The 22,210-nt window shown below is 63.3% G+C and carries 17 protein-coding genes; 8 read left to right on the top strand and 9 right to left on the bottom strand.

Annotation, left to right across the window (positions count from 1 at the left end; all coding sequences use genetic code 11):
• Nucleotides 1-176 precede the first annotated feature (176 nt).
• Nucleotides 177-518 (top strand): hypothetical protein, encoded by a 342-nt coding sequence (locus FXB41_RS06765; protein ID WP_219680722.1) that lies wholly within the window; start codon nt 177-179, stop codon nt 516-518.
• Here the strand turns inward: FXB41_RS06765 and FXB41_RS06760 are convergent.
• Nucleotides 492-4,607: a bifunctional diguanylate cyclase/phosphodiesterase gene (locus tag FXB41_RS06760; protein ID WP_219680720.1), complete on the bottom strand. Its 4,116-nt coding sequence runs from the start codon at nt 4,605-4,607 to the stop codon at nt 492-494. The genes FXB41_RS06765 and FXB41_RS06760 overlap by 27 nt on opposite strands.
• A 206-nt stretch (nt 4,608-4,813) precedes the next feature.
• Nucleotides 4,814-5,317 carry a hypothetical protein gene (locus FXB41_RS41900; RefSeq protein ID WP_219680717.1) on the bottom strand — a complete coding sequence of 168 codons (504 nt, stop codon included), beginning with the start codon at nt 5,315-5,317 and terminating at the stop codon, nt 4,814-4,816.
• Here FXB41_RS41900 and FXB41_RS06750 point away from each other — a divergent pair.
• Together FXB41_RS06750 and FXB41_RS06745 are read left to right on the top strand one after the other, a co-directional pair.
• On the top strand, nt 5,316-6,683 hold the full coding sequence (locus FXB41_RS06750) for an LLM class flavin-dependent oxidoreductase (RefSeq protein WP_219680715.1): 1,368 nt from the start codon (nt 5,316-5,318) through the stop codon (nt 6,681-6,683). The two genes, FXB41_RS41900 and FXB41_RS06750, sit on opposite strands and share 2 nt — an antisense overlap.
• Nucleotides 6,684-6,698: 15 nt before the next feature.
• Complete coding sequence (locus FXB41_RS06745; RefSeq protein ID WP_007597011.1) at nt 6,699-7,484, top strand: fumarylacetoacetate hydrolase family protein; 786 nt, start codon at nt 6,699-6,701, stop codon at nt 7,482-7,484.
• 154 nt (nt 7,485-7,638) lie between these two features.
• Here FXB41_RS06745 and FXB41_RS06740 read toward each other — a convergent pair whose 3' ends face one another.
• Nucleotides 7,639-8,094 carry an Lrp/AsnC family transcriptional regulator gene (locus FXB41_RS06740; protein ID WP_219680713.1) on the bottom strand — a complete coding sequence of 152 codons (456 nt, stop codon included), beginning with the start codon at nt 8,092-8,094 and terminating at the stop codon, nt 7,639-7,641.
• 152 nt (nt 8,095-8,246) lie between these two features.
• On the opposite strand from FXB41_RS06740, the gene FXB41_RS06735 reads away from it, so the two are divergent.
• Both FXB41_RS06735 and iaaH read left to right on the top strand, forming a co-directional pair.
• Entirely contained in the window at nt 8,247-11,696 is a 3,450-nt protein-coding gene (locus FXB41_RS06735; protein WP_219680710.1) for an indolepyruvate ferredoxin oxidoreductase family protein, read from the top strand.
• Nucleotides 11,697-11,770: 74 nt separating this feature from the next.
• A complete protein-coding gene (gene iaaH / locus FXB41_RS06730; RefSeq protein WP_219680707.1) occupies nt 11,771-13,195 on the top strand; it encodes an indoleacetamide hydrolase in 1,425 nt (474 codons plus the stop codon).
• On the opposite strand, the gene FXB41_RS06725 is transcribed toward iaaH, so the two are convergent.
• Nucleotides 13,190-14,101 (bottom strand): LysR family transcriptional regulator, encoded by a 912-nt coding sequence (locus FXB41_RS06725; protein ID WP_007597018.1) that lies wholly within the window; start codon nt 14,099-14,101, stop codon nt 13,190-13,192. The two genes, iaaH and FXB41_RS06725, sit on opposite strands and share 6 nt — an antisense overlap.
• A 277-nt stretch (nt 14,102-14,378) precedes the next feature.
• Between FXB41_RS06725 and FXB41_RS06720 the strand changes: the two genes are divergently transcribed.
• From FXB41_RS06720 to FXB41_RS06710, 3 genes are all read left to right on the top strand, one after another.
• Nucleotides 14,379-15,560 carry an HlyD family secretion protein gene (locus FXB41_RS06720; RefSeq protein WP_219680704.1) on the top strand — a complete coding sequence of 394 codons (1,182 nt, stop codon included), beginning with the start codon at nt 14,379-14,381 and terminating at the stop codon, nt 15,558-15,560.
• 117 nt (nt 15,561-15,677) lie between these two features.
• Entirely contained in the window at nt 15,678-17,297 is a 1,620-nt protein-coding gene (locus FXB41_RS06715) for an MDR family MFS transporter (RefSeq protein WP_007597022.1), read from the top strand.
• Between the two features lie 29 nt (nt 17,298-17,326).
• Nucleotides 17,327-17,788, top strand: a complete 462-nt coding sequence (locus tag FXB41_RS06710; RefSeq protein WP_007597023.1) for a carboxymuconolactone decarboxylase family protein — start codon at nt 17,327-17,329, stop codon at nt 17,786-17,788.
• Nucleotides 17,789-17,944: 156 nt separating this feature from the next.
• Here the strand turns inward: FXB41_RS06710 and FXB41_RS06705 are convergent, their stop codons facing one another.
• From FXB41_RS06705 to FXB41_RS06685, 5 genes are all read right to left on the bottom strand, one after another.
• On the bottom strand, nt 17,945-18,805 hold the full coding sequence (locus FXB41_RS06705) for a D-amino-acid transaminase (protein ID WP_007597025.1): 861 nt from the start codon (nt 18,803-18,805) through the stop codon (nt 17,945-17,947).
• Nucleotides 18,806-18,992: 187 nt separating this feature from the next.
• The gene (locus FXB41_RS06700) at nt 18,993-19,724 is read right to left on the bottom strand and encodes an amino acid ABC transporter ATP-binding protein (protein ID WP_007597027.1); all 732 of its coding nucleotides are present in this window, start codon (nt 19,722-19,724) and stop codon (nt 18,993-18,995) included.
• Nucleotides 19,725-19,732: 8 nt separating this feature from the next.
• On the bottom strand, nt 19,733-20,425 hold the full coding sequence (locus tag FXB41_RS06695; protein ID WP_007597029.1) for an amino acid ABC transporter permease: 693 nt from the start codon (nt 20,423-20,425) through the stop codon (nt 19,733-19,735).
• 4 nt (nt 20,426-20,429) lie between these two features.
• Nucleotides 20,430-21,161, bottom strand: a complete 732-nt coding sequence (locus FXB41_RS06690) for an amino acid ABC transporter permease (protein ID WP_007597031.1) — start codon at nt 21,159-21,161, stop codon at nt 20,430-20,432.
• A 115-nt stretch (nt 21,162-21,276) separates the two neighbouring features.
• Nucleotides 21,277-22,188 carry an amino acid ABC transporter substrate-binding protein gene (locus tag FXB41_RS06685; RefSeq protein WP_035995282.1) on the bottom strand — a complete coding sequence of 304 codons (912 nt, stop codon included), beginning with the start codon at nt 22,186-22,188 and terminating at the stop codon, nt 21,277-21,279.
• Between the last annotated feature and the right edge of the window lie 22 nt (nt 22,189-22,210).

Below are 22,210 nucleotides of genomic sequence, written 5' to 3'. Positions count from 1 at the left end.
ACTGTCACAGTCGGCGCCGGCAACTTTCGCGGCCGCCGCATGTTTTTGTATGGCCGCCGACACAAGCGGCACAATCGGCTCAGCCAATAGCGCGAGCCAGCTTTTCACAGCGAAGGCCACGATCGAGTCCGCGCATCGGCCTGCTTTCAGGCGCGACCCAAGGGAGCACGGAACGAATGCATCAGGCCGCAAGCCTGCAATTCGAGCGCATGATGGACGAGCTCATCCTCTGGCATGCCGTGCCGGAGGACGAACGATCGCCGGCGCCGGCCTGGTGGTGGGGTCCGGCGATGGCGGTATTCGACACGCACGAGCCGATGCGACAGGCCTGGTGTCGTGAGCTCGGCCTTAACGACGGATCGAGCTTTGCCGAAGGAGCGCATATCCTTATCGCGCTCTTCGCCGAACAAACCTCGCTTCCGTGGCCGGATGATTTTCCACGCAAGGCGGAGATCAGGGAAGAGGACGTCCGCGAGCTCCACCCGCAGCCATCAGACGACAGCGCTTTTCAACCGTAGCGCCGCGGCCGCGGTGGCGGCATGGTCCGGCTCCGGCTGGAGCGGCGGCGCGACAGACGGCTCCGTCGGCCGCAGCAGCTCGGCCATCTGCCGCGCCGGCACCGGCTTGGAGATCAGGAAGCCCTGCATCTCGTCGCAGCCATGGGCGCGCAGGAACGCCTCCTGTTCAGCGTTCTCGACGCCTTCCGCCACCACGGTCATACCGAGCGCCTTGCCCATGCTGATGATGGCCTGCGCGATCGCCTGATCCTCCGCATCCTGCGGCAGGTCGCGCACGAAGGAGCGGTCGATCTTGATGGTGTCGATCGGAAAATGCTTCATCAGCGACATCGACGAATATCCGGTGCCGAAATCGTCGATCGCCAAGCGAATGCCGCGGCTCTGGATGGCGTCGAGCACCTTGATCGCACGTCCGACATTGCGCATCATCATACTCTCGGTGACTTCGAGCTGGAGCAGCACCGGCGACATGCCGCTTGCGGCGAGCGCTTCGTCGACGTCCTGCAAGAGATGCTCGTCGACGAACTGGCGCGGCGACAGGTTCACCGCCATGGATACCGGCAAGAGGCCGCGCCGCTGCCAGGCCATGGCCTGCGCGCAGGCCTCCTTCATCACCCAGCGGCCGATCGGCACGATCAATCCGGTCTCCTCCGCCAGCGGAATGAACTGCGCCGGCGAGATATTGCCGAGATCGGGATGCGTCCAGCGCAATAGCGCTTCCACGCCGGTGATCTGGCCGGTCACCATGTCCACCTTGGGCTGGTAGTTCAGAGTGAACTGATCCCGCTCCAGCGCCCGGCGCAACGCGCTCTCCAGCGACAGCCGCTCGATCGACTGCGTGTTCACTTCCTTGGAGAAGAAGCGATAGCCGTTCTTGCCGTCTTCCTTGGCGAGATACATCGCCATGTCGGCATTCTTGGTCAGCGTCAGCGCGTCGGCACCGTTGGCCGGATACATCGCAATGCCGATGGAGGCGGTGGTGTGGCACTCGTGGCCGGCCAGCTCCATTGGCTTCGCGAGCACGCGGAGCAGTTCCGTCGCGATGCGCTGGACGTCGTCGATCTCGCCGCACTGGTCCAGGATCACCACGAACTCGTCGCCTCCGAGGCGCGCCACCACGTCGCTCGCTCGCAGCGCGCTGCGCAACCGGTCGGCGACTTCGAGCAGGAGCAAATCGCCCGCCTCGTGGCCGAGCGAATCGTTGATGACCTTGAACCGGTCGAGATCGATGAACAGCACCGCGAAACGATAGTCATGGCGCTCCGCCGCATCGATTGCCGCGCGCAACACGGCACTGAATGTCTCGCGGTTGGGCAGGTTGGTCAGGCTGTCATAGGAGGCGAGATACTCGATCCGCTCATCGGCCTTGTTCTTCTCGTCGGCGCGATCGAAATTCTCCATCGCGAAGGAGACGTTTTCAGCGAGACGCTGCAGCAGCTCGACGAACTCGTCGGTAAAGGCGGCAGGCTCCGCCGACAAGTAGATCATGACGCCAACTGCCTGGTCGTGGGCGACCAGCGGGAATGCCGCTCCCGAACGCGCGCCGTCGCCACGGACGATGGCGTGGAAGGCGCGGACGCGATCGTCATTGAGATAATCGTTGCTGATGCAAGGCTGGCGCGTGCGGAATGCCGTGCCGCTCATCCCACGGCCTTCCGGGCAATCGGGGTCGATGGAGAGGCGGACGGTGCGCGTGGTGCCGGCCGCGGGGCCGGCGCTGGCGACGATTTCCAGCTGGTCGCTGTCGGCGCTCGCGAGCGCGATGGTGGTCGAGGTGAATTTCGCGCCATTCGAAGCGGCAAGGCAGACGAGGTCGAACAGTTCGGCGCGCGACTTCGCCCGCATGATCGCCTCGTTGGTGGCGCTCAGCGACGCAAACATCCGCGTCAGGCGTTCCTTCTGCGCCTCGGTGCGGGCCTTCTCCTCGGCACGATCGAAATTGTCGAGGGCGAAAGAGACGTTTTCAGCAAGCCGCGCGAGCAGCTCGACCAGGTCGGGCGTGAACGTATTCTCTTCCGGTGCGAGGAAAAGCAGGATGCCAATCGGCTCCTGGCCGCCCCGCAGCAATGGGAAGCTGGCAGCAGCCCGGGTTCCATCCTCGATCGCCTTGGAATGCCAGTACACCGCTCGCGGATCGTTCTGATAATCGTTGATGACACTGGCCCGGCGGGTCCGCAGCGACATTCCTATGATTCCCTGGCCCTCAGGATGGTCGGCGGAAACAAGGCAGCTGCGACCCACCATTCGTTCCTGAAGCCGTCCCTTCACGGCGACCACCCGGACAAGTTCACGTTTGTCGTCCAAAGTGGCGATTGTCGCGGAGGCGAACACCCCGCCGAGCACGGCGGCCTGGCATGCGACCTCGAACAGTTCCTCGCGCGACTTGGCGCGCATGATGGCTTCGTTGGTCGCGCTCAGCGCCTCGAACATGCCACTCAGGCGATCACGCTGCTTGTCGGCCCGCGCTTTTTCGTCGGCCCGATCGAAATTCTCGAGCGCAAAGGCGACGTTGGCCTGGAGCTTGCGCAGCAGCTCGACGAACTCGTCCGTGAAAGTGCCGCGCTCGCGCGAGTTGAACAGGAATACGCCTTCGACCCTGTCACCATTGAACAGTGGCAGTGCGGTGGAGGACGCAATGCCGTTGCGACGCGCGCTGGCGTGCCAGGGCTCGAGGCGGGCGTCTGCCAGGATGTCGTTGCTGACGCAAGCCTGCCGCGTCCGGAACGCAGTGCCGGTCAGCCCACGTCCCTCCGGTACCTTGTCGCTGACCGGCAATCTGAAGGTCCGCACCTCGGCGGCATTCGGTCCGAACGATGCGACAACGCGAAGCAGTCCCGCGTCGGGATCGAGTAACGCGATGGAAGTCGAGGCGAACTTCGCACCGTGCACCGTGGCCTCGCAAACCAGATCAAAAAGTTCGCTGCGAGACCTTGCGCGCAGAATGGCCTCGTTCGTCGCGCTCAGCGCTGCGTACATGCGCGCCAGCCGTTCCTCCTCCAGCGCGATCTGGGCCTTCTCCTTGTCGCGGTCAAAGTTCTCGAGCGCAAAGCATACGGTTTCGGTCATGCGCAGCAACAGTGCGACGATGCCTTCGTCTTTTGCCCAGGCTTTGCTCACGAAGAAAAACAGCACGCCGATGCTGGTGCCACGCTTGATCAAGGGAGCAGCCACGCAGGCGACGGCGCCGGCATCGACGTTGGTTTGCTCCCAGGTCGTCCCCTTGGTACGATTGAGGAGGTCGTCCTCGACGATCGCTTTCTGAGTCCGGAACACCTGGCCGGAGATGCCCTTGCCATAGGGACTCTCCGCATCGATCGAGTAGCGCGTGCGTCTGATCAGATCCAGATTTTGTCCGGTCGCTGCCACCGGCGTCAGCCATTCGGAATCCGGCTCGCGCAGCAGAACGAAAGTGGCAAGCGATTTGCCGCTATGCACAGCGGCGTCGCAGACCCGCTGGTATAGATCCTGCTCAGTGCTGGCGTGAAGGATTGCTTCGTTGGTCGCAGTGAGGGCGCCGAACATGCGGTTGAGCCGCCGCACTGCCCGCTCGCCATCCAGGCGCGCTGTCTCGCGCGCGAAATTCTCCAGCGCATGTGAGATATTGCTCGACATCCGCTCGAAGAGCGAGACCATCGCCTCGTCGAGCGTGCCTGCCCCCGAGCGCGTCACATACAACACGCCGATGCTGCGACCGCCACAGATCAGGGGAAGCGCCGCGGCTGCCCCGACACCCGCTCCGGCAGCGCCTTCGCGCCACGCGAGCGAGCGCGGATCGTTCAGATAATCGTTACTGATGCAAATCCCCTGGCTGCGAAAGGCTTCGCCGCCGACGCCCGCCCCCTCCGGCGTGCCGGCCTCCGTGGTGATCGTGATCGCACGCAGCCGCGCAACGTCGTCGCCGCAGCCGGCCGCAAATCGGAGCCGCTGGCCATCCGGCTCCGCCAGGAACACGGCGACGGCCATGAAGTCCCCGCTCGAAAACCCGGCGTCGCAGACCTTCTGGTACAGCTCGTCCGGCGACTTCGCGTAAAGGATGGCTTCGTTGATGTCGCTCAACGCTGCAAGTGTGCGCGCGAGGGTCGTCTGCACGATCTCAACTCCCCGGCATTTCTGCCATTTTCTCCCGGGTAGCTTATGAGGGCGATGGCCTAAGTGGTGGTTATTGGTTCCCGCAAACCGTCGATCAAAGTGAACGAGCTGCAAACAGCTGTCGCGAACCTGTCAAAATCGCTATACTGAATGCCGGTTTCAGCCACAGACGCGCTCCCTTTACGAATTTGCAGCCCTGTATTGGTTTACGGGAGATTGATATCGCACCGGTGCTTTGAGACGATGGCTTCCAACAGGCACAGCCCGCCAAGGGCGAGACCTGAGGAAACGCCATGCCGATCGTCCAGGCCGACCGCCTCACGCGCATCAGCGCCGCGCTGCTTCGTGCCGCCGGAGCTTCCGCGGAAGAGGCCGACGCGATCGCATGCGGCTGCGTCAACGCCAATCTCGCCGGCCACGATTCCCACGGCGTGATCGCTGTTTCCGCTGATGGCGATGCGCGAAGGCATGATCGGGATCGCGACGGCGGATTCCGGCCGCTCGCGGAAGCACGTGGCGCCCTTCGGCGGCAAGGAGGCACGGCTCGGCACCATCCGATCTCGATTGCGGTGCCGTCCGACCTCGATGCGCCGTTCTACCTGGACATGGCGACCTCTGCGGCGCGCGCTGGCGCGCGAGTACAGGCTCGATACGATCCTCGACCTGGCCTGACGGATTTCGGCCTGACGCAATTCGGAGAACAGCAGCATGACGCGGCAGATGGTACTGGTCGGCTTCCTTCAGGCCCAGAACTGCACGAATTTGCCGAGCTCGTGGCGGCATCCGGACTCGCGCGACGATTCGATGTCGGCGGACTATTATCAGGAGATCGCCAAAATCCTCGAAGCCGGCAAGTTCCACATGGCGTTCTTCGACGACCGGTTGGCGATGCCGGACCGCTACGGCAACGATCACGCCCACACCGTCGAATACGGCATCCGCTGCGTGAAGATGGATCCGCTGATCGTGCTGACCACGATGGGCATGGTTACGGAGAAGCTCGGGTTGGGGGCGACCGGCTCGACGACTTATTTCGAACCTTTCGACATCGCCCGCCGCTTCGCAACGCTCGACCTGATGTCCGGCGGACGCGCCGGGTGGAACGTCGTCACCTCGCTCAACGACGGCGAGGCACACAACATGGGGCGCGACTCTCATCCCGAACATGATTCCCGCTACGACAAGGCCGACGAATTCATGGAGGTCGTGCTCGGCCATTGGGACACTTGGGAGGACGGCGCGCTCATCATGGACAAGACGAGCGGCCGCTTCGCCGATCCAGCCAAGGTGAAGCGGCTCGATCACAAGGGCCCATTCTACAAGTCGCGCGGTCCCTTCACCGTGCCGCGCTCGGATCAGGGCCATCCCGTGATCATCCAGGCCGGCGCGTCCGGACGCGGGCAGCGCTTTGCAGGACGATGGGGCGAAGTAATCTTTACCGCTGCACGTAACCTCTCCGCCGCCAAGGACGGCTATGCGGCGGTGCGTAACGAGGCCGCGAAAGTCGGCCGCGATCCGGAGGCGATGTTCCTCTGCAACCTGACGACGCCGGTTTGCGCCGCGACCAAAGCCGAGGCCGAAGATAAGATGGCGCTGATCAACAAGCTGCCGCTGCAGATCGATGCGCTGTCGCTGCTGGCCGAAGCACTCAACTACGACTTCGCCTCCAAGGATCTCGACGAGCCGCTGACGACTGAGGAGTTGAAGAGCATGCAGGGCATTCTGGGCATCCGGGACGGCGTGCTCAAGAACTCCGGTAAAAGCAATCCGAGCGCGCGCGACTTCGTCACCTTCTCCGGCCGCGGTCAGGTCCAGGATGCGATGGTTGGCGGCCCCAAGGAGATCGCGGACAAGCTCGAAGAAATGTTCGTCGAGCGCGGCTGCGACGGTTTTGTCATCGCCGCGACCTATGTGCCCGGCTCCTATGCCGATTTCGTGCAATATATCGTCCCGGAATTGCAGGGGCGCGGATTGTTCCAGAAGGAATATCGCGGCAAGACGCTGCGGGAAAATCTCGGGCTGAAGCGGCCGGCGGCCGGCGACTGGAAAGTGCAGCCGCGCGATGCCGCGGAATAACAACGGAGACACGGCATGCGCTGGCTGACATTCACGGCCGCGGACAAGACGTCCTGGGGATTCGTCGAGGGTGACCAAGTGATTGCGGTCGACGGCGATCCCTTCGGCGAATGGCAGCGGACCTCGCGCACGCATCCGCTGTCGCAGGTCAGAATCGAGCTTCCGCTGATTCCGCGCACCTTCTACTGCGTCGGCCTGAACTATCTGAAGCACCTGAAGGAGGCCGCCGACAAGCGGGGCGAAGTGCCGGCAGTGCCGGACAGACCAGAGATCGGCTATCGCGCTCAGAATGCGCTGATCGCACATGACGAGGACGTCGTGATCCCGTCCTTTGCGACGGACAAGATCCACTACGAAGGCGAACTCGTCGTCATCATCGGCAAGAAGGTCAAGCATCTCACGAAGCAGAATGCAATGGATTGCGTGTTCGGCTACACCATCGGCAACGACGTCAGCGAACGAAGCTGGCAGAAAGCCGACCGCAGCCTGTGGCGGTCGAAGAACGCCGACACGTTCAAGCCGATGGGCCCGTGGATCGAGACCGAAGTCGACCTCGCCCGTATGGAGACCATCGTTCGCGTCAACGGCGAGGAAACCAACCGCTTCCGCACCAACGACATGATCTTCGGCGTGGTGCCGTTCCTTGTCGAGCTATCCAAATACTTTACGTTATGGCCCGGCGACATGATCTGGATGGGCACCGACGGTGCGTCGCCCGACATCAAGCACGGCGATGTCGTGGAGATCGACATCACCGGCATCGGCACGTTGCGGAATAGATTCGTGCGGGAGGAGCGGTAGCCCACGTTGCACCAACAGTGTCGTCCCGGCGAAAGCCGGGACCCATGCGCCGCAGCAGATGTTTTGATTAGGACTCGTCGTTACGGCTTCGCAAGGCAATTGGCATTCGTGGTTATGGGTCCCGGCCTTCGCCGGGACGACGAAGCGCTGCCTCTCAAAACGGTAGGGTCACGCTGGTCTTGATCTCCTTCAGCACCACATTGCTTCTGACATAGCGAATGCCGGGAATGCGGAACATGAACTCGTCGAGAAATTTGTTGTAGGCCGTCATGTCCTGCACGACGACGCGCAAATGGTAATCGGCATCGCCCGTGGTCGCAAAGCACTCCAGCACCTCACGCCGCGTGGTCACCCGCGCGACGAACTCGTCGACGAATTTTGCGTCGTGCCGTTCCAGCGAGACGTGGAGGATCGCGGACATCGCGAAGCCGGCCTGCTCGCGCGCGACCAGGGCCGCATAGCCCTGGATGGCACCGCTCTCCTCCAGCGCGCGCACCCGGCGCCAGCAGGCCGAGGTGGACATGCCGACCGCGTCGGCGAGCTGCTGGTTGGTGGCGCGGCCGTCCTTCTGGAGATAGGCGAGAATCCGCGCGTCTTGGTCTTCGATCATGGAAAGCACCAAAATGGATTACCCTACCGATTTGTAGATTATAACGGACAATTCTACCACAATGGATATCCTATTCGGGAAAATAGGTAGGACCTACCAGTTGCCGAGGCCTACCCTTCTCCCATCCGGCAAGGATGCCGCGGGAGGTCCGCATGGACGCCATTTCCTCACTCGACGCCTACCAGCTTTCCGACCGCTACGATCGCGAAGAAGGCCGCGTCTTCCTCACCGGCACGCAGGCCATCGTCCGCATCGCGCTCGACCAGGTGCGGCGCGACCGTGCCGCCGGGCTGAACACGGCGGGCTTCATCTCGGGCTATCGCGGCTCGCCGCTCGGCGGCATCGATCTCGAACTGTGGCGCATCCAGGAGCGGCTGAAGCGGGACGGCATCGAATTCCTCCCCGCGGTGAACGAAGACCTTGCCGCGACGGCGGTGCTCGGGTCGCAGCAGGTCGAGACGCAAGCTGACCGCGAGGTCGATGGTGTGTTCGGGCTCTGGTACGGCAAGGGTCCCGGCGTCGATCGCTCCGGCGATGCGCTGAAACACGGCAATGCCTACGGCTCCTCACCGCATGGCGGCGTTCTGGTGGTCGCTGGCGACGACCATGGCTGCGTCTCGTCCTCGATGCCGCACCAGTCCGACGTCGCTTTCATGAGCTGGTTCATGCCGACGCTCCACCCCGCAAGCGTCAGCGAGTATCTCGAATTCGGTGAATATGGCTATGCGCTGAGCCGCTTCACCGGCATGTGGGTCGGCTTCAAGGCGATCTCGGAGATCGTGGAATCCGGCGCCTCCGTCGCGCTGCGCCCGCCGCGCGCCTTCCACACTCCGGACGTCACGCCGCCACCCGGCGGCTTGCACTATCGCTGGCCCGATCTGCCGGGGCCGCAGATCGAGGAGCGGCTGGAGGCGAAGAAGCACGCGGTCTACGCCTTCGCAAAGGCCAATCCGATCGATCGTCACATCTACGATATCCCGGGCGCTACCTACGGCATCGTCACCACAGGCAAAGCCCATCTCGATCTGATGGAAGCGTTGCGGTTGATGGATCTCGACGAAGCGGCCTGCCGCAGCATCGGCATCGACATCTACAAGGTTGGCATGGTCTGGCCGCTGGCGCTGCATGACGCGATGGCCTTCGTGAAGGGCAAGCGCGAGATCCTCGTGGTCGAGGAGAAGCGCGGTATCATCGAAAGCCAGTTCAAGGAATATTTTTACGATTATCCGGGCGAAAAACCCGAGCGCATGGTCGGTAAGCACGACGAAACCGGCGCGCGGCTGATCTCCTGGATCGGCGAATTGTCGCCGCGCGCGCTCGCTGGGGTGCTTGCACGCCGTCTCGATCCGATGTTCCCAAGCCTTAATCTCGCCGCGCGCGCAGCCGGCTTGATGCCTGAGGCTGCGCGCACGATCAACGTCAGCGGTGCGACGCGCACGCCGTATTTCTGCTCCGGATGCCCGCACAACACATCGACAAAAGTGCCGGAGGGGTCGAAGGCGCTGGCCGGCATCGGCTGTCATTTCATGGCGAGCTGGATGGACCGCGAGACATCGTCCCTGATCCAGATGGGCGGCGAAGGCGTGAACTGGGCCGCCTCGTCACGCTTCACCGGCAACAAGCACGTGTTCCAGAATCTCGGCGAAGGCACCTATTATCATTCGGGCTCGATGGCGATCCGGCAGGCGATCGCGGCCAAAGCCAACATCACCTACAAGATCCTGTTCAACGATGCCGTCGCCATGACCGGCGGCCAACCCGTCGACGGCCCGATCAGCGTCCACGCCATCGCGCACAGCGTCCGCGCCGAGGGCGTTGCGCGCATCGCGTTGGTGTCGGACGATCCAGCGCAATTTTCGCCAGGCGACCTGCCGGTCGGCGTGTCCATCCATCCGCGCGAAGAGATGGACGATGTACAGCGCGAGCTGCGCGAGATTCCCGGCGTCTCGGTTCTGATCTATCAGCAGACCTGCGCGACAGAGAAGCGGCGTCGTCGCAAGCGTGGGCAGATGATCGATCCCAAACGCTTCGCCTATATCAGCGATCTCGTCTGCGAAGGCTGCGGCGACTGCTCGGTCGAATCCAACTGCCTCAGCGTCGAGCCCAAGGAGACACCCTTCGGCCGGAAGCGGCGGATCAATCTCTCGTCCTGCAACAAGGACTTTTCCTGCCTCAACGGGTTTTGCCCGAGCTTCGTCACCGTTGAGGACGCGACGCGCCGGAAGAAGGGCGCAAGCCGGACCGACGCGGTCGGCCACGCGGCCACACTTCCCCTGCCCACTCTCGCAACGCTCGACCGTCCCTATGATCTGCTCGTCACCGGCGTCGGCGGCACCGGCGTGATCACGGTCGGCGCGCTGATCGGCATGGCGGCGCATCTCGAACGAAACGGCGTCTCGGTGCTGGATTTTACCGGCTTTGCGCAGAAATTCGGGCCGGTGCTGAGCTACATCCGGTTGGCCGCGTCCCCCGACGCATTGCATCAGGTCCGTATCGACCAGGGCGCGGCCGATGCGCTCATCGGTTGCGACCTCGTCGTCAGCTCCTCGCCGAAGGCGTCCGGCACCTATCGGAAAGGCACGCGAGCCGCGGTCAACACCGCGGAGATGCCGACCGGCGAGGTCGTCCGCTTCCGCGACGCGGATCTCGCCTCACCCGCCCGCCTGCGCGCGATCGGCCAGGTGATCGGCGACGGCAATCTCGACACCATCAACGCCAACGCACTGGCGGAGCGTCTGCTCGGCGATGCCGTCTATGCCAACATCGTCATGCTGGGCTTTGCCTGGCAGCGCGGGCTGTTGCCGGTCTCGCTGTCGGCGCTGTTGCGCGCGATCGAGCTCAACGGCGTCGCGGTCGAAAGCAACAAGCAGGCTTTCGCCTGGGGCCGGATTGCAGCGGCCGACCCTGACTTCTTGCCGAAGGTGGACGAAGCGCCCAAGGCCGAGACGCTCGACCAGCTGATCGACCGCCGCGCCGACTTCCTCGCGGCTTATCAGAACGATGCCTATGCAGCGCGCTATCGAGCACGCGTTGCAAACGTTCGCAATGCGGAAGCCAACCTGAATAGCGAGAAGTTGACCGAGGCGGTTGCGCGCGCCCTGTTCAAGCTGATGGCCTACAAGGATGAGTACGAGGTGGCGCGCCTGCACATGCAGAGCGGCTTCCTCGACGAGCTGAAGCGCGAGTTCGAGGACGGCTTCAGCGTCAAATACCATCTCGCTCCGCCCTTCCTGCCGTCCGAGCGCGACGCCCGCGGCCGGCCGCGCAAGCGCGCCTTCGGCCAGTGGATCCAGCTGCCGCTCGCCGCGCTCGCGCGACTGAAAGGGTTGCGCGGGACAGTATTCGATCCGTTCGGCTACACCGTCGAACGCCGCACCGAGCGAAACCTGATCGCCTGGTATGAGGGCGTGATCGAACGGATGCTCGGCGAACTCGATGCGGCGCGCCTGCCCGATCTCGTCGTGATCGCCAAGGCGCCGATGGAGATCCGCGGTTACGGGCCGGTGAAGGACATCGCGATCGCGAAGGTGAAGCCGGCGGTCGAACGGCTTCTCGCCGATGTGATCGCAGCGTCGCAGGCAAAGTTGCGCGCCCACGGTTGACGTGATGCCGGCGAGGCTTCAGCCTCCCGAATTCGAGGGCTCCATGATGGAGCCGGGCAAGCGGGTGACGCATCATGGATTTCGATCAGTTGACCCTGACCCAGGCCGCCGCCGACCTCCGCGCCGGCAAGGTGACGAGCACAGCACTCACGACGGAAGCGCTTGCCCGCGCCAAAGCCAATGCCGACCTCAATGCCTTCGTCACCCTGGACCAGGCCGGCGCCCTGAAGGTTGCTGCCGCATTCGACGCGACGGGCGACCGGACAAAACCGCTTGGCGGCGTGCCCATCGTGATCAAGGACAACATCGAGGTTGCCGGGCTGCCCTGTAGCGCGGGCACGCCGGCCCTGAAGGATTACGTTCCCACGGCCGACGCGCCAGTTGCGGCAAAACTGCGGGCCGCAGGCGCGGTCATCATCGGCAAGACCAGCATGCACGAGCTCGCCTTCGGCATCTCCGGCTACAACACCGCATTCAAGACCGCTGCCGAGTTCGGCGTGCGCAACGCCTATGACCGGGCCCTGATCGCCGGCGGCTCTTCCTCCGGGACCGGTACCGCGATCGGCGCGCGCATCGTGGCAGGCGGGCTCGGCACCGACACCGGCGGATCGGTCCGGGTGCCGGCTGCGCTGAATGGATGCGCCTCGCTGCGCCCGACCATCGGACGCTATCCGCAAGCTGGAATTGCGCCGCTCTCGCACACCCGCGACACCGCGGGTCCCATGGCCGCGACCATGGCGGATGTCGCGCTGCTCGACCGCGTCATTGCAGGCGGCGATGCCATCGCGCCGGCCGATCTGAAGCTGGTGCGGATCGGCATCGTAAAGGCGATGCTGAGCAATCTCGACGCCGACACCGACGCCGCATTCGAGGCGGCCGTCACGAAAATGAAGGCGCAGGGCGTCACCGTCATCGAAATCGAGATGCCGCTGCTCGCCGAACTCAACGGCCAGGTGAGCTTTCCCGTCGTGCTGTATGAGGCCTATGACGACATGGTCGCGTATCTCAGACACACCGGTACCGGCCTCAGCATCGCGGCGCTGGCAGCGGAGATATCCAGCGCAGACGTCAAGGGTACCTATGATGGGCTGGTGATCCCGCGCAAACTGCCCGCCCCCGATGGCACGCTGGTTGACGCCAAGCCGATCTACGACGCCGCGATCAACACAGCGCGCCCCGCGCTTCAGGCGCTCTACAGCAGGACTTTCGCCGACAACCGGCTCGATGCCATCGCCTTCCCGACCACGCCGCGCGTCGCCATTGCCTCCAATCCCGATTCCAGCAGCCTCGAAAATTTCGGCCTGTTCATCCAGAACACCGATCCCGGCAGCAATGCCGGAATTCCCGGAATCCAGATCCCGATTGCGCTCGGCCCGGTCAGCAAGCTCCCGATCGGGCTCGAGCTGGATGGCCCGTCCGGAAGCGATCGCCGCCTACTTGCGGTCGGGATGGCACTTGAAAAAGTGTTCGGACGGCTGCCGGCGCCGTCCCGATCATGAATAGGGATTGATCAGCTTCTGCTGCTCAGCGCTATGATGCACGAGCATGTCGATGAAGGTCCTGACCTTTGCCGACAGATGATGGCGGTGTGGATAGACGGCATTCATCGACATCTCGACTGGACGATATTCGGGCAAGAGGCGCACGAGCCGACCGGCCTCGAGATCGTCGCGGATCAGAAATCCGGCCATCAGGCAGACGGCAGCGCCTTCCAGCGCCACCTTTCGCAAGGCCTCACCGCTGTTGGTGATGAAGCTGCCGGAGATGCGCACCGATGCCGGCGCGCCCTTGCGATCGAAGAAGCGCCAATCGTCGCCGAACGGATAATTCAAATGGCGCCCGCAATTGTGCGCGGCGAGCTCGTCGAGCTTCTGCACGCGACCGTGCTTGTCGAGATAGTCGTGCGAGCAGCACAGGACGTGGCGCCAGGTGGCCAGGCTGCGGACGATCAGGCTCGAATCCGGCGGCGCGGTCATGCGCAGAGCAACGTCATAACCTTCTTCGATGAGATCGATGTCGGCCTCGCCCATGCGCAGATCGATCTTGAGCTCCGGATAGGTCGACAGGAGCCTCGCCACCACGGGCGCGACGAACGGCACCATATGCGTGGCGACGTGGATCCGTAGCGTGCCGCGCGGCACCGACTGCAATTCGCTCGCGATGTCGTCGGCCTGTTTGATTTCGGCGAGTATCTGGATGCAGCGGTCGTAATAGGCCTTGCCGATGTCGGTGAGGCTGACCTTGCGCGTGGTGCGCTGAAGCAGCCTCACCCCGAGGCGGTCTTCCAACGCCTGGACGTGATTGCTCACCATGGTGGTCGACATGTTGAGCTTGCGGGCTGCTGCAGAGAAGCCGCCGGCCTCGGCCACCCGGCTGAAGACTTCGAGACTTGTCAATCGGTCCATACCGACTGATTATCCGCTCTTGGTCGATAATCGCAAGAAATTCTGTCCGATTATCCATCAGATCGTCTCGCGCGCGGATGGCGGATGGGTTAGCCGCAATCGCTCGACAGAGGCGGCAATCGCTCTGGGGCAGTCGCACCTCCGGCTCGGTAGACCGTACGTGCCAAGGCGAGATGGCCGGACTATCCACTCTCAGCGGATAATCCTTCCGGCATTTCGCCGATTATCGATCGAGCGAAGAAGACCGATAGTCGCAGCTAGCCGATAGGAGACTGCCATGTCCGAGATGCCCCGCACCGAAACCTTCCAGCAAGCGACTGAGATAACTCAAGCTTCCCTCACGGCGCCGGTGCGTGGTCCGGCCCGGAATATGGTCCGGCGGGCGGTGTTGGCGCTCGCGTTCCTCGCGGGCACAGCAGCGATTGTCCATTACGGACACGACTACTGGGTCAACGGCCGTTATCTCGAGACAACCGACGACGCCTATGTGAAGGCCGACTCCACGATCGTCGCGCCAAAAGTCTCGGGCTACATCGCCAAGGTGCTGGTCAGCGACAACGAAAAGGTCAAAGCGGGCCAGGTGCTGGCGAAGATCGACGACCGCGACTTCAAGGCGGCGCTCGACCAGGCCCGCGCTGATGTCGCTGCGGCGGAAGCATCGGTGCGCAACCTCGACGCCCAGCTCGAACTCCAGCAGCCGATCATCGAGCAGAGCACGGCCGATGTCGCTGCTGCGGACGCGAATCTGAAATTTGCGCAGGAGGAGCGCGCCCGCTACGACGATTTGATGAAGTCGGGCTCCGGCACGATTCAGCGCGCACAACAGACTGACGCTGCGTTGCGCGCCAGCAATGCACAGCTGCAACATGCCAGGTCGGGCCTCGTGGCCGCGCAACGCAAGGTCGACGTGCTCACCACCCAGCGCGCGCAGGCTACGGCCCAACTCGAACATGCGCGCGCGGTCGCGGAGCAGGCGACGCTGAATCTCTCCTACACCGAGATTACCGCGCCGGTCGACGGCACGGTCGGCGCCCGCTCATTGCGCGTGGGACAGTTCGTGCAGGCCGGCACGCAATTGATGGCGGTAGTGCCGCTCGATGCGGTCTATGTCGTGGCAAATTTCAAGGAGACGCAACTCACCCATGTCCGCTCCGGCCAGCCGGTCGAGCTGCACGTCGACAGCTTCCGCAACCAGACCCTGCGCGGCCATGTCGACAGCCTGTCGCCGGCGAGCGGCCTTGAATTCGCGCTGCTGCCGCCCGACAACGCCACGGGCAATTTCACCAAGATCGTGCAACGGGTGCCGGTGAAGATCGTGCTCGACGACCACAGCCTGACCGGCCTGCTGCGCCCCGGCATGTCCGCGGTGCCGACCGTCGACACCAAACAGGCCGTCATGGCCGAGCGCGAGACGGCAAAGCATCTCGCCGACAACGCGGCCCGTCCTAACGGCGGCTGAAGCCGGGAGGGTCCCGTGGGATTTTCAAATCCTGCCGGATGATCCTTCCTGCGCTTCTCCGATTATCGAAACCAACTGCTTGATCCATCCTGTCTCCGTAACCGAGACGAGGCCTCCATGAGCACGCTCCAAACGACCGTCAACGCCGCCTCCGCCGCCAAAATCCCCGCTTCAGTCGCGGCCCCCATAACGCCTGCCGTGTCGACCAAGACCTGGATTGCCGTGATCGGCGCGACGCTCGGCGCCTTCATGGCGGTGCTGAACATTCAGATCGTCAACGCGTCGCTCGCCGACATCCAGGGCGCGATCGGCGCCGGCATCGACGATGGCGGCTGGATCTCGACCTCTTATCTGATCGCGGAGATCGTGGTGATCCCGCTCTCGGGCTGGCTGGCGCAGGTGTTCTCGATCCGCATCTATCTCCTCACCAACGCGGTCCTCTTCCTGGTCCTATCGGCCGCCTGCGCGTTGGCGCAGGACCTGCCGCAGATGATCGTGCTGCGGGCGGTGCAAGGTTTTACCGGCGGCGTGCTGATTCCGATGGCGTTCACGCTCATCATCACATTGCTGCCGCGCGGAAAGCAGCCGGTCGGCCTCGCGCTGTTCGCGCTGTCGGCGACGTTCGCGCCCGCGATTGGCCCCACCATCGGCGGCTATCTCACCGAGAATTTTGGCTGGCAGTACATCTTCTACGTCAACGTCGTCCCGGGCGGGATCATGGTCGGCATGCTCTGGTACGCCCTCGATGCAAAGCCCATGAAGCTGTCGCTGCTGCGCGACGGCGACTGGGCCGGCATCATCACCATGGCGATCGGACTGTCGGCGCTGCAGACAGTGCTCGAGGAAGGCAACAAGGACGACTGGTTCGGCTCGCCCTTCATCGTCAAGCTGTCCGTCATCGCGGCCGTGGCCCTGATCGCCTTCCTGATCATCGAGCTCACGGTGAAGAAGCCGCTCCTCAACCTGCGTCTGCTGGTCCGCCGCAACTTCGGCTTCGGCATGCTCGCGAACTTCCTGCTGGGGATCGCACTCTACGGCTCGGTGTTCATCCTGCCGCAATATCTGGCCCGCATCCAGGGCTACAATGCCGAGCAGATCGGCATGGTGCTGGCCTGGACCGGCCTGCCGCAACTTCTGCTGATCCCGCTGGTGCCGCGGCTGATGCAGACGCTCGATGCGCGGCTCATCATCGGCGTCGGCTTCGTCCTGTTCGCGGCCTCCAACTTCATGAATATCTATATGACCGGCAACTATGCCGCCGATCAATTGCTCTGGCCCAATGTGGTCCGCGCGATCGGCCAGGCGCTGGTGATGGCGCCGCTGTCCGCGGTGGCCACGGCCGGCATCGAGGCGGAGAATGCGGGCTCGGCGTCCGGCCTGTTCAACATGATGCGCAATCTCGGCGGCGCCGTCGGCATCGCGCTGTTGCAGACCCTGCTGACCAAACGCGAGCAGTATCACTCCAACGTGCTGATGCAGTCGGTCTCGGTATTCGAGCAGTCCACCCGCACGAGACTGGAACAGCTCACGCAATATTTCATCAATCACGGCGTGCTCGACCGTGCGGATGCCGCGCATCGCGCCTATGTCGCGATCGGTCACATCGTCCAGAAGCAGGCTTACATCTTCGCCTTCAGCGACACCTTCTATCTGCTCGGCATGGCGCTGATCGTGGCGCTCGCCGCCGTCCTGTTCTTGAAGAAGCCCGGCCATGCCTCGGCCGGCGGCGCCCACTGACATCAACCCGGCAACCAAGGAGAACGACCATGAAACCCCGCATGAATTTCTACCAGGCCGCACCCGACACGATGAAGGCCCTGATGGGGCTGGAAGAGCAGATCCAGTCGACGGGCCTTGAGAAATCGCTGATCGAGCTCGTCAAGATCCGCGCGTCACAGATCAACGGATGTGCCTTCTGCATCAACATGCACACCGAGGACGCGCGCAAGCGCGGCGAGACCGAGCAGCGCATCTATCTGCTCAACGCCTGGCGCGAATCCCCGCTCTACACCGACCGCGAGCGCGCCGCACTGGCCTGGACCGAGTCGGTGACGCTGATCTCCGAGACGCACGCGCCCGATGACGTCTACGAGCAGGTCCGCGCGCAATTCTCCGATGCGGAGACGGTGAACCTGACCATGCTGATCGGCGCCATCAATGCCTGGAACAGGATCGCAATCGCATTCCGCGCGGTTCACCCGGTGAAGGTGAAGGCGTCGGTGGCCTGAGGTGCTGACGCATGAGGCCAAACTGCCTCCATGCATTCGACTGTCATGCCCCGGCTTGACCGGGGCATCCAGTACGCCGCGGCTTCTCGAGTCAAGCACTCCCGTCACGGCGTACTGGATCGCCCGGTCAAGCCGGGCGATGACGGCGGTGGACGGCTAAACCGCCGTCGCCTTGGCGAACTCCACGTAGATCTCGCGCAACCGCGCGGCAAGCGGGCCGGGCTTGCCGTCGCCGACCTTCTTACCGTCGATCGCAACCACCGGCTGGACGAACAACGACGCCGAGGTGGCAAAGGCTTCCTTGGCGGCGAGCGCCTCGGCGACCGTGAAGGAACGCTCTTCGACGCGGAGCTGACGCTCTTCAGCCAGCGCCACCACCGCCTTGCGGGTGCAGCCCGGCAGGATCGCGTTTGAGTTCTTGCGGGTCACGATGACGTCGTCCTGGGTGAGAATGAACGCCGAGGACGAGCCGCCTTCGGTGACGTAGCCGTCTTCCAGCATCCAGGCTTCGCCCGCGCCGGCTTCGGCCGCGGCCTGCTTCGCCAGCACTTGCGCCAGCAGCGCGACGCTCTTGATGTCGCGCCGCTCCCAGCGGATGTCAGGCACGGTGATCACGTTGATGCCGGTCTTGGCCGAGGCGGCGTTGATGATGTCCTTCTCCGACGTGAACATCACCAGGCTCGACTTGACGTCGCCCTTGGGGAAGGCGAAATCGCGGCCCTTGTCGGCGCCGCGGGTGACCTGGAGATAGACGAGACCGTTCTCGACCTGGTTGCGCGCGATCAGCTCTTTCTGGAGCTCGGTGATACGCTCGACCGTCTCGGGCAGCTTCAGCTGGATCTCGCCGACCGAGCGCTCCAGCCGCGCCAGATGCGAGGCATTGTCGATCAGCTTGCCGTCGAGCACGGCCGAGACCTCATAGATGCCGTCGGCGAACAGGAAGCCGCGATCGAGGACCGAAATTTTGGCGTCCGAGAGCGGGACGAATGAGCCGTTGACATAGGCGATCGGATCCAAGGCAGGTCTCCTGGGGAGGAAGGGATTTGGCGCGCTTATACGTGAAATGGGGGCGGCGATCACCCCTCTATTCGTCATTCCGGGGCATTCGCGCAGCGAATGAGCCCGGAATCCATTTCGCCTCGTACAATGCCGCCCGATGGATTCCGGGCTCGCGACTACGTCGCGCCCCGGAATGACGGCGGAGTTAGTGGGAGAGAATCTTCGACAAGAACTTCTGCGCGCGGTCGCTGCGGGGCTTGCCGAAGAAATCGTCCTTCGGGGCGTCCTCGACGATCTCGCCGCGATCCATGAAGATCACGCGGTTGGCAACCTTGCGGGCAAAGCCCATCTCGTGCGTCACGACCATCATGGTCATGCCCTCATGGGCGAGGTCCACCATGACGTCGAGCACCTCGCTCACCATTTCGGGGTCGAGCGCCGAGGTCGGCTCGTCGAACAGCATGACAATGGGATCCATCGCGAGCGCGCGAGCGATCGCCACCCGCTGCTGCTGGCCACCGGACAGGTTCGCGGGATACTTTTGCGCCTGTTCCTTCAGGCCGACGCGCTCCAGCAGCTGCATGCCTTTCGCCATCGCCTTGTCGCGCGACCGGTCGAGCACCTTCTGCTGTGCGAGGCAGAGATTGTCGATGATCTTCAGATGCGGAAACAGCTCGAAGTGCTGAAACACCATGCCGACACGCGAGCGCAGCTTGGGCAGATTGGTCTTGGGATCGTTGACCTTGGTGCCATCGACGCTGATGTCGCCTTTCTGGAACGGCTCCAGGGCGTTGACGCATTTGATCAGCGTCGACTTACCTGATCCCGACGGGCCGCAGACCACGACCACCTCGCCCTTGGTGACGCTGGTGGTGCAGTCGGTCAGCACCTGGAAGCTCGGGCTGTACCATTTGTCGACGTGGCTGATCTCGATCATGACAGACTCTATCGAATGATGGCGATGCGCGCCTGCAGGCGGCGAACGCCGAAGGACGCAACACAGGAAATGGTGAAGTAGACGATTGCTGCGAACAGATACATTTCGACCAGACGGCCGTCGCGCTGCGCGACCTTGCTTGCCGCACCGAGGAAATCGGTGATCGACAGCACGTAGACCAGGGAGGTGTCCTGGAACAGCACTATGGTCTGCGTGATCAGCACCGGCAGCATGTTACGGAAGGCCTGCGGCAGCACGACGTAGCGCATGGTCTGGGCGTAAGTCAGGCCAAGGGCGTTGGCTGCGGCCGGCTGGCCGCGCGAGATCGACTGGATGCCGGCACGCATGATCTCGGAGAAGTACGCGGCCTCGAACATGATGAAGGTGATGAGCGAGGATGCGAACGCGCCGACGCTGATCGGGCGCGAGGCGCCGGTTACCCACTGCCCGATATAGGGCACCAGGAAGTAGAACCAGAAGATCACCAGCACCAGCGGCAGCGATCGCATGAAGTCGACATAGACCCCGGCGATGCGGCCCAGGATCTTGAAGCCAGACAGCCGCATCAGCGCGATGGCCGTGCCAAAGATCAGGCCGCCGAGCGCCGCAAGCCCCGTGAGCATCAGCGTGAACGTCATGCCCTCGTAGAACAGATAGGGCAGTGCGCGACGGATGACCTCGAAATCGAAATTGCTGAACATGATGCTATTTCCCCGTGATGTAGCCGGGGATCGCGACGTAGCGCTCGAGGAAGCGCATTGCGGTCACGACGACGGCGTTGACGAGGAGATAGAGAAGGGTCGCGGCGGTGAAGGCCTCGAACACCTGGAACGAGAATTCCTGCATGGAGCGCGCCTGCCCGGTCAACTCAAGCAAGCCGATGGTGATGGCCACAGCCGTGTTCTTGATGGTGTTGAGGAACTCGGACGTCAGCGGCGGCAGGATGATGCGGAACGCCATCGGCAGCAAAATGTAGCGATAAGCCTGCAAGGTCGTCAGGCCGAGCGCGGTCGCCGCCATCTTCTGGCCGCGCGGGAGCGATCCGATGCCGGCCTGCAACTGCACGGCGACGCGCGCCGACATGAAGAAGCCGATGCCGATCGCCGCCGTCCAGAACGGCGCATTGGGCAGCTGCTTCAGCCAGAGGCCGGCAGATCTCGGCAGCAGTTCCGGCAGCACGAAGAACCACAGGAAGAGCTGCACCAGCAGCGGCATGTTGCGGAAGAATTCGACATAAGCAAAGCCGAACCAGTACGCTCCCTTCGACGGCAGCGTGCGCATCACGCCGACGATCGAGCCCATGATCAGCGCGATGATCCATGCGAGCGCACCCGTCTTGAGGGTCAGCACCAGGCCCGACAACAGCATGTCGAGATAGGTGCCGGTCCCCATCGGGTTGGGCTCGAAGAAAATTCCCCAGTTCCAGTGGTAGTTCACGTGTCCCCCGCGCGAACGCGCCAGTCATGGATGTCCCGGCGCCTATGCAAATGTCCGGCCACCTTGGAGTCAAGATGGCCGGACACGATCCGGATCGAAAGATCGCGGTTATAGCTTACTTATAATCGTCCGGGTTCGGCGAGTCGGTTGGCTTGGCGAACTCGTTCTTCAGCTCGGCCGAGATCGGGGTGTTGAGATTCAGACCCTTCGGCGGGATCTTCTGGGTAAACCACTTGTCGTAGATCTTCTGGCCTTCGCCAGAGGTGTAGAGCGCGGCGGTCGCCGCATCGACCACCTTCTTGAACGGCGCGTCGTCCTTGCGCAGCATGATGCCGTAGGGCTCAGGCTTGGAGAACGCGTCCTTGGAGATGACGTAGTCGTCGGGCGACTTCGAGCCGGCTACGAGGCTCGCGAGCAGGATGTCGTCCATCACGAAGGCGACGGCACGATCGGTCTCGACCATCAGGAAGGATTCGGCGTGGTCCTTGGCCGGGATGATGTTGGCGCCGAGGCCTTTCGCAACATTGGCTTCGGTGAGCTGCTTGATGTTGGTGGTGCCGGCGGTCGAGACCACGGTCTTGCCCTTGAGATCGTCGATCGACTTCAGGCCGCTCGACTTCTTGAAGACGTAGCGGCTGGCGGTCAAATAATGGGTGTTGGTGAAGGCGACCTGCTTCTGGCGCTCGGCGTTGTTGGTGGTCGAACCGCATTCGAGGTCGATGGTGCCGTTCGCCATCAGCGGAATACGGGTCGCCGAAGTCACCGGGTTGAGCTTGACCTCGAGCTTGTCGAGCTTGAGCTCCTTCTTCACGGCGTCGACGATCTTGTAGCAGATGTCCATCGCGAACCCGATGGGCTTCTGGTTGTCGTCGAGATAGGAGAACGGGATCGAGGAGTCGCGGAAGCCGAGCGTAATGGCGCCGGTGTCCTTGATGTTCTTCAGCGTGCCGGTGAGCTCCTCGGCCCCGGCCTGGCTGACAGCGAAGGTCGCGGCGAGCGCGAGGCCGATGCTACGGAAATGTTTCACTTTTTGGTCCCCTTTCAGGATG

The sequence above is a fragment of the Bradyrhizobium canariense genome (assembly GCF_019402665.1).
In the GTDB taxonomy this organism is placed as follows: Bacteria; Pseudomonadota; Alphaproteobacteria; order Rhizobiales; family Xanthobacteraceae; genus Bradyrhizobium; species Bradyrhizobium canariense.
Note: the sequence above shows the minus strand (reverse complement) of the source record. Positions and strands in the feature narration are given on the sequence as shown.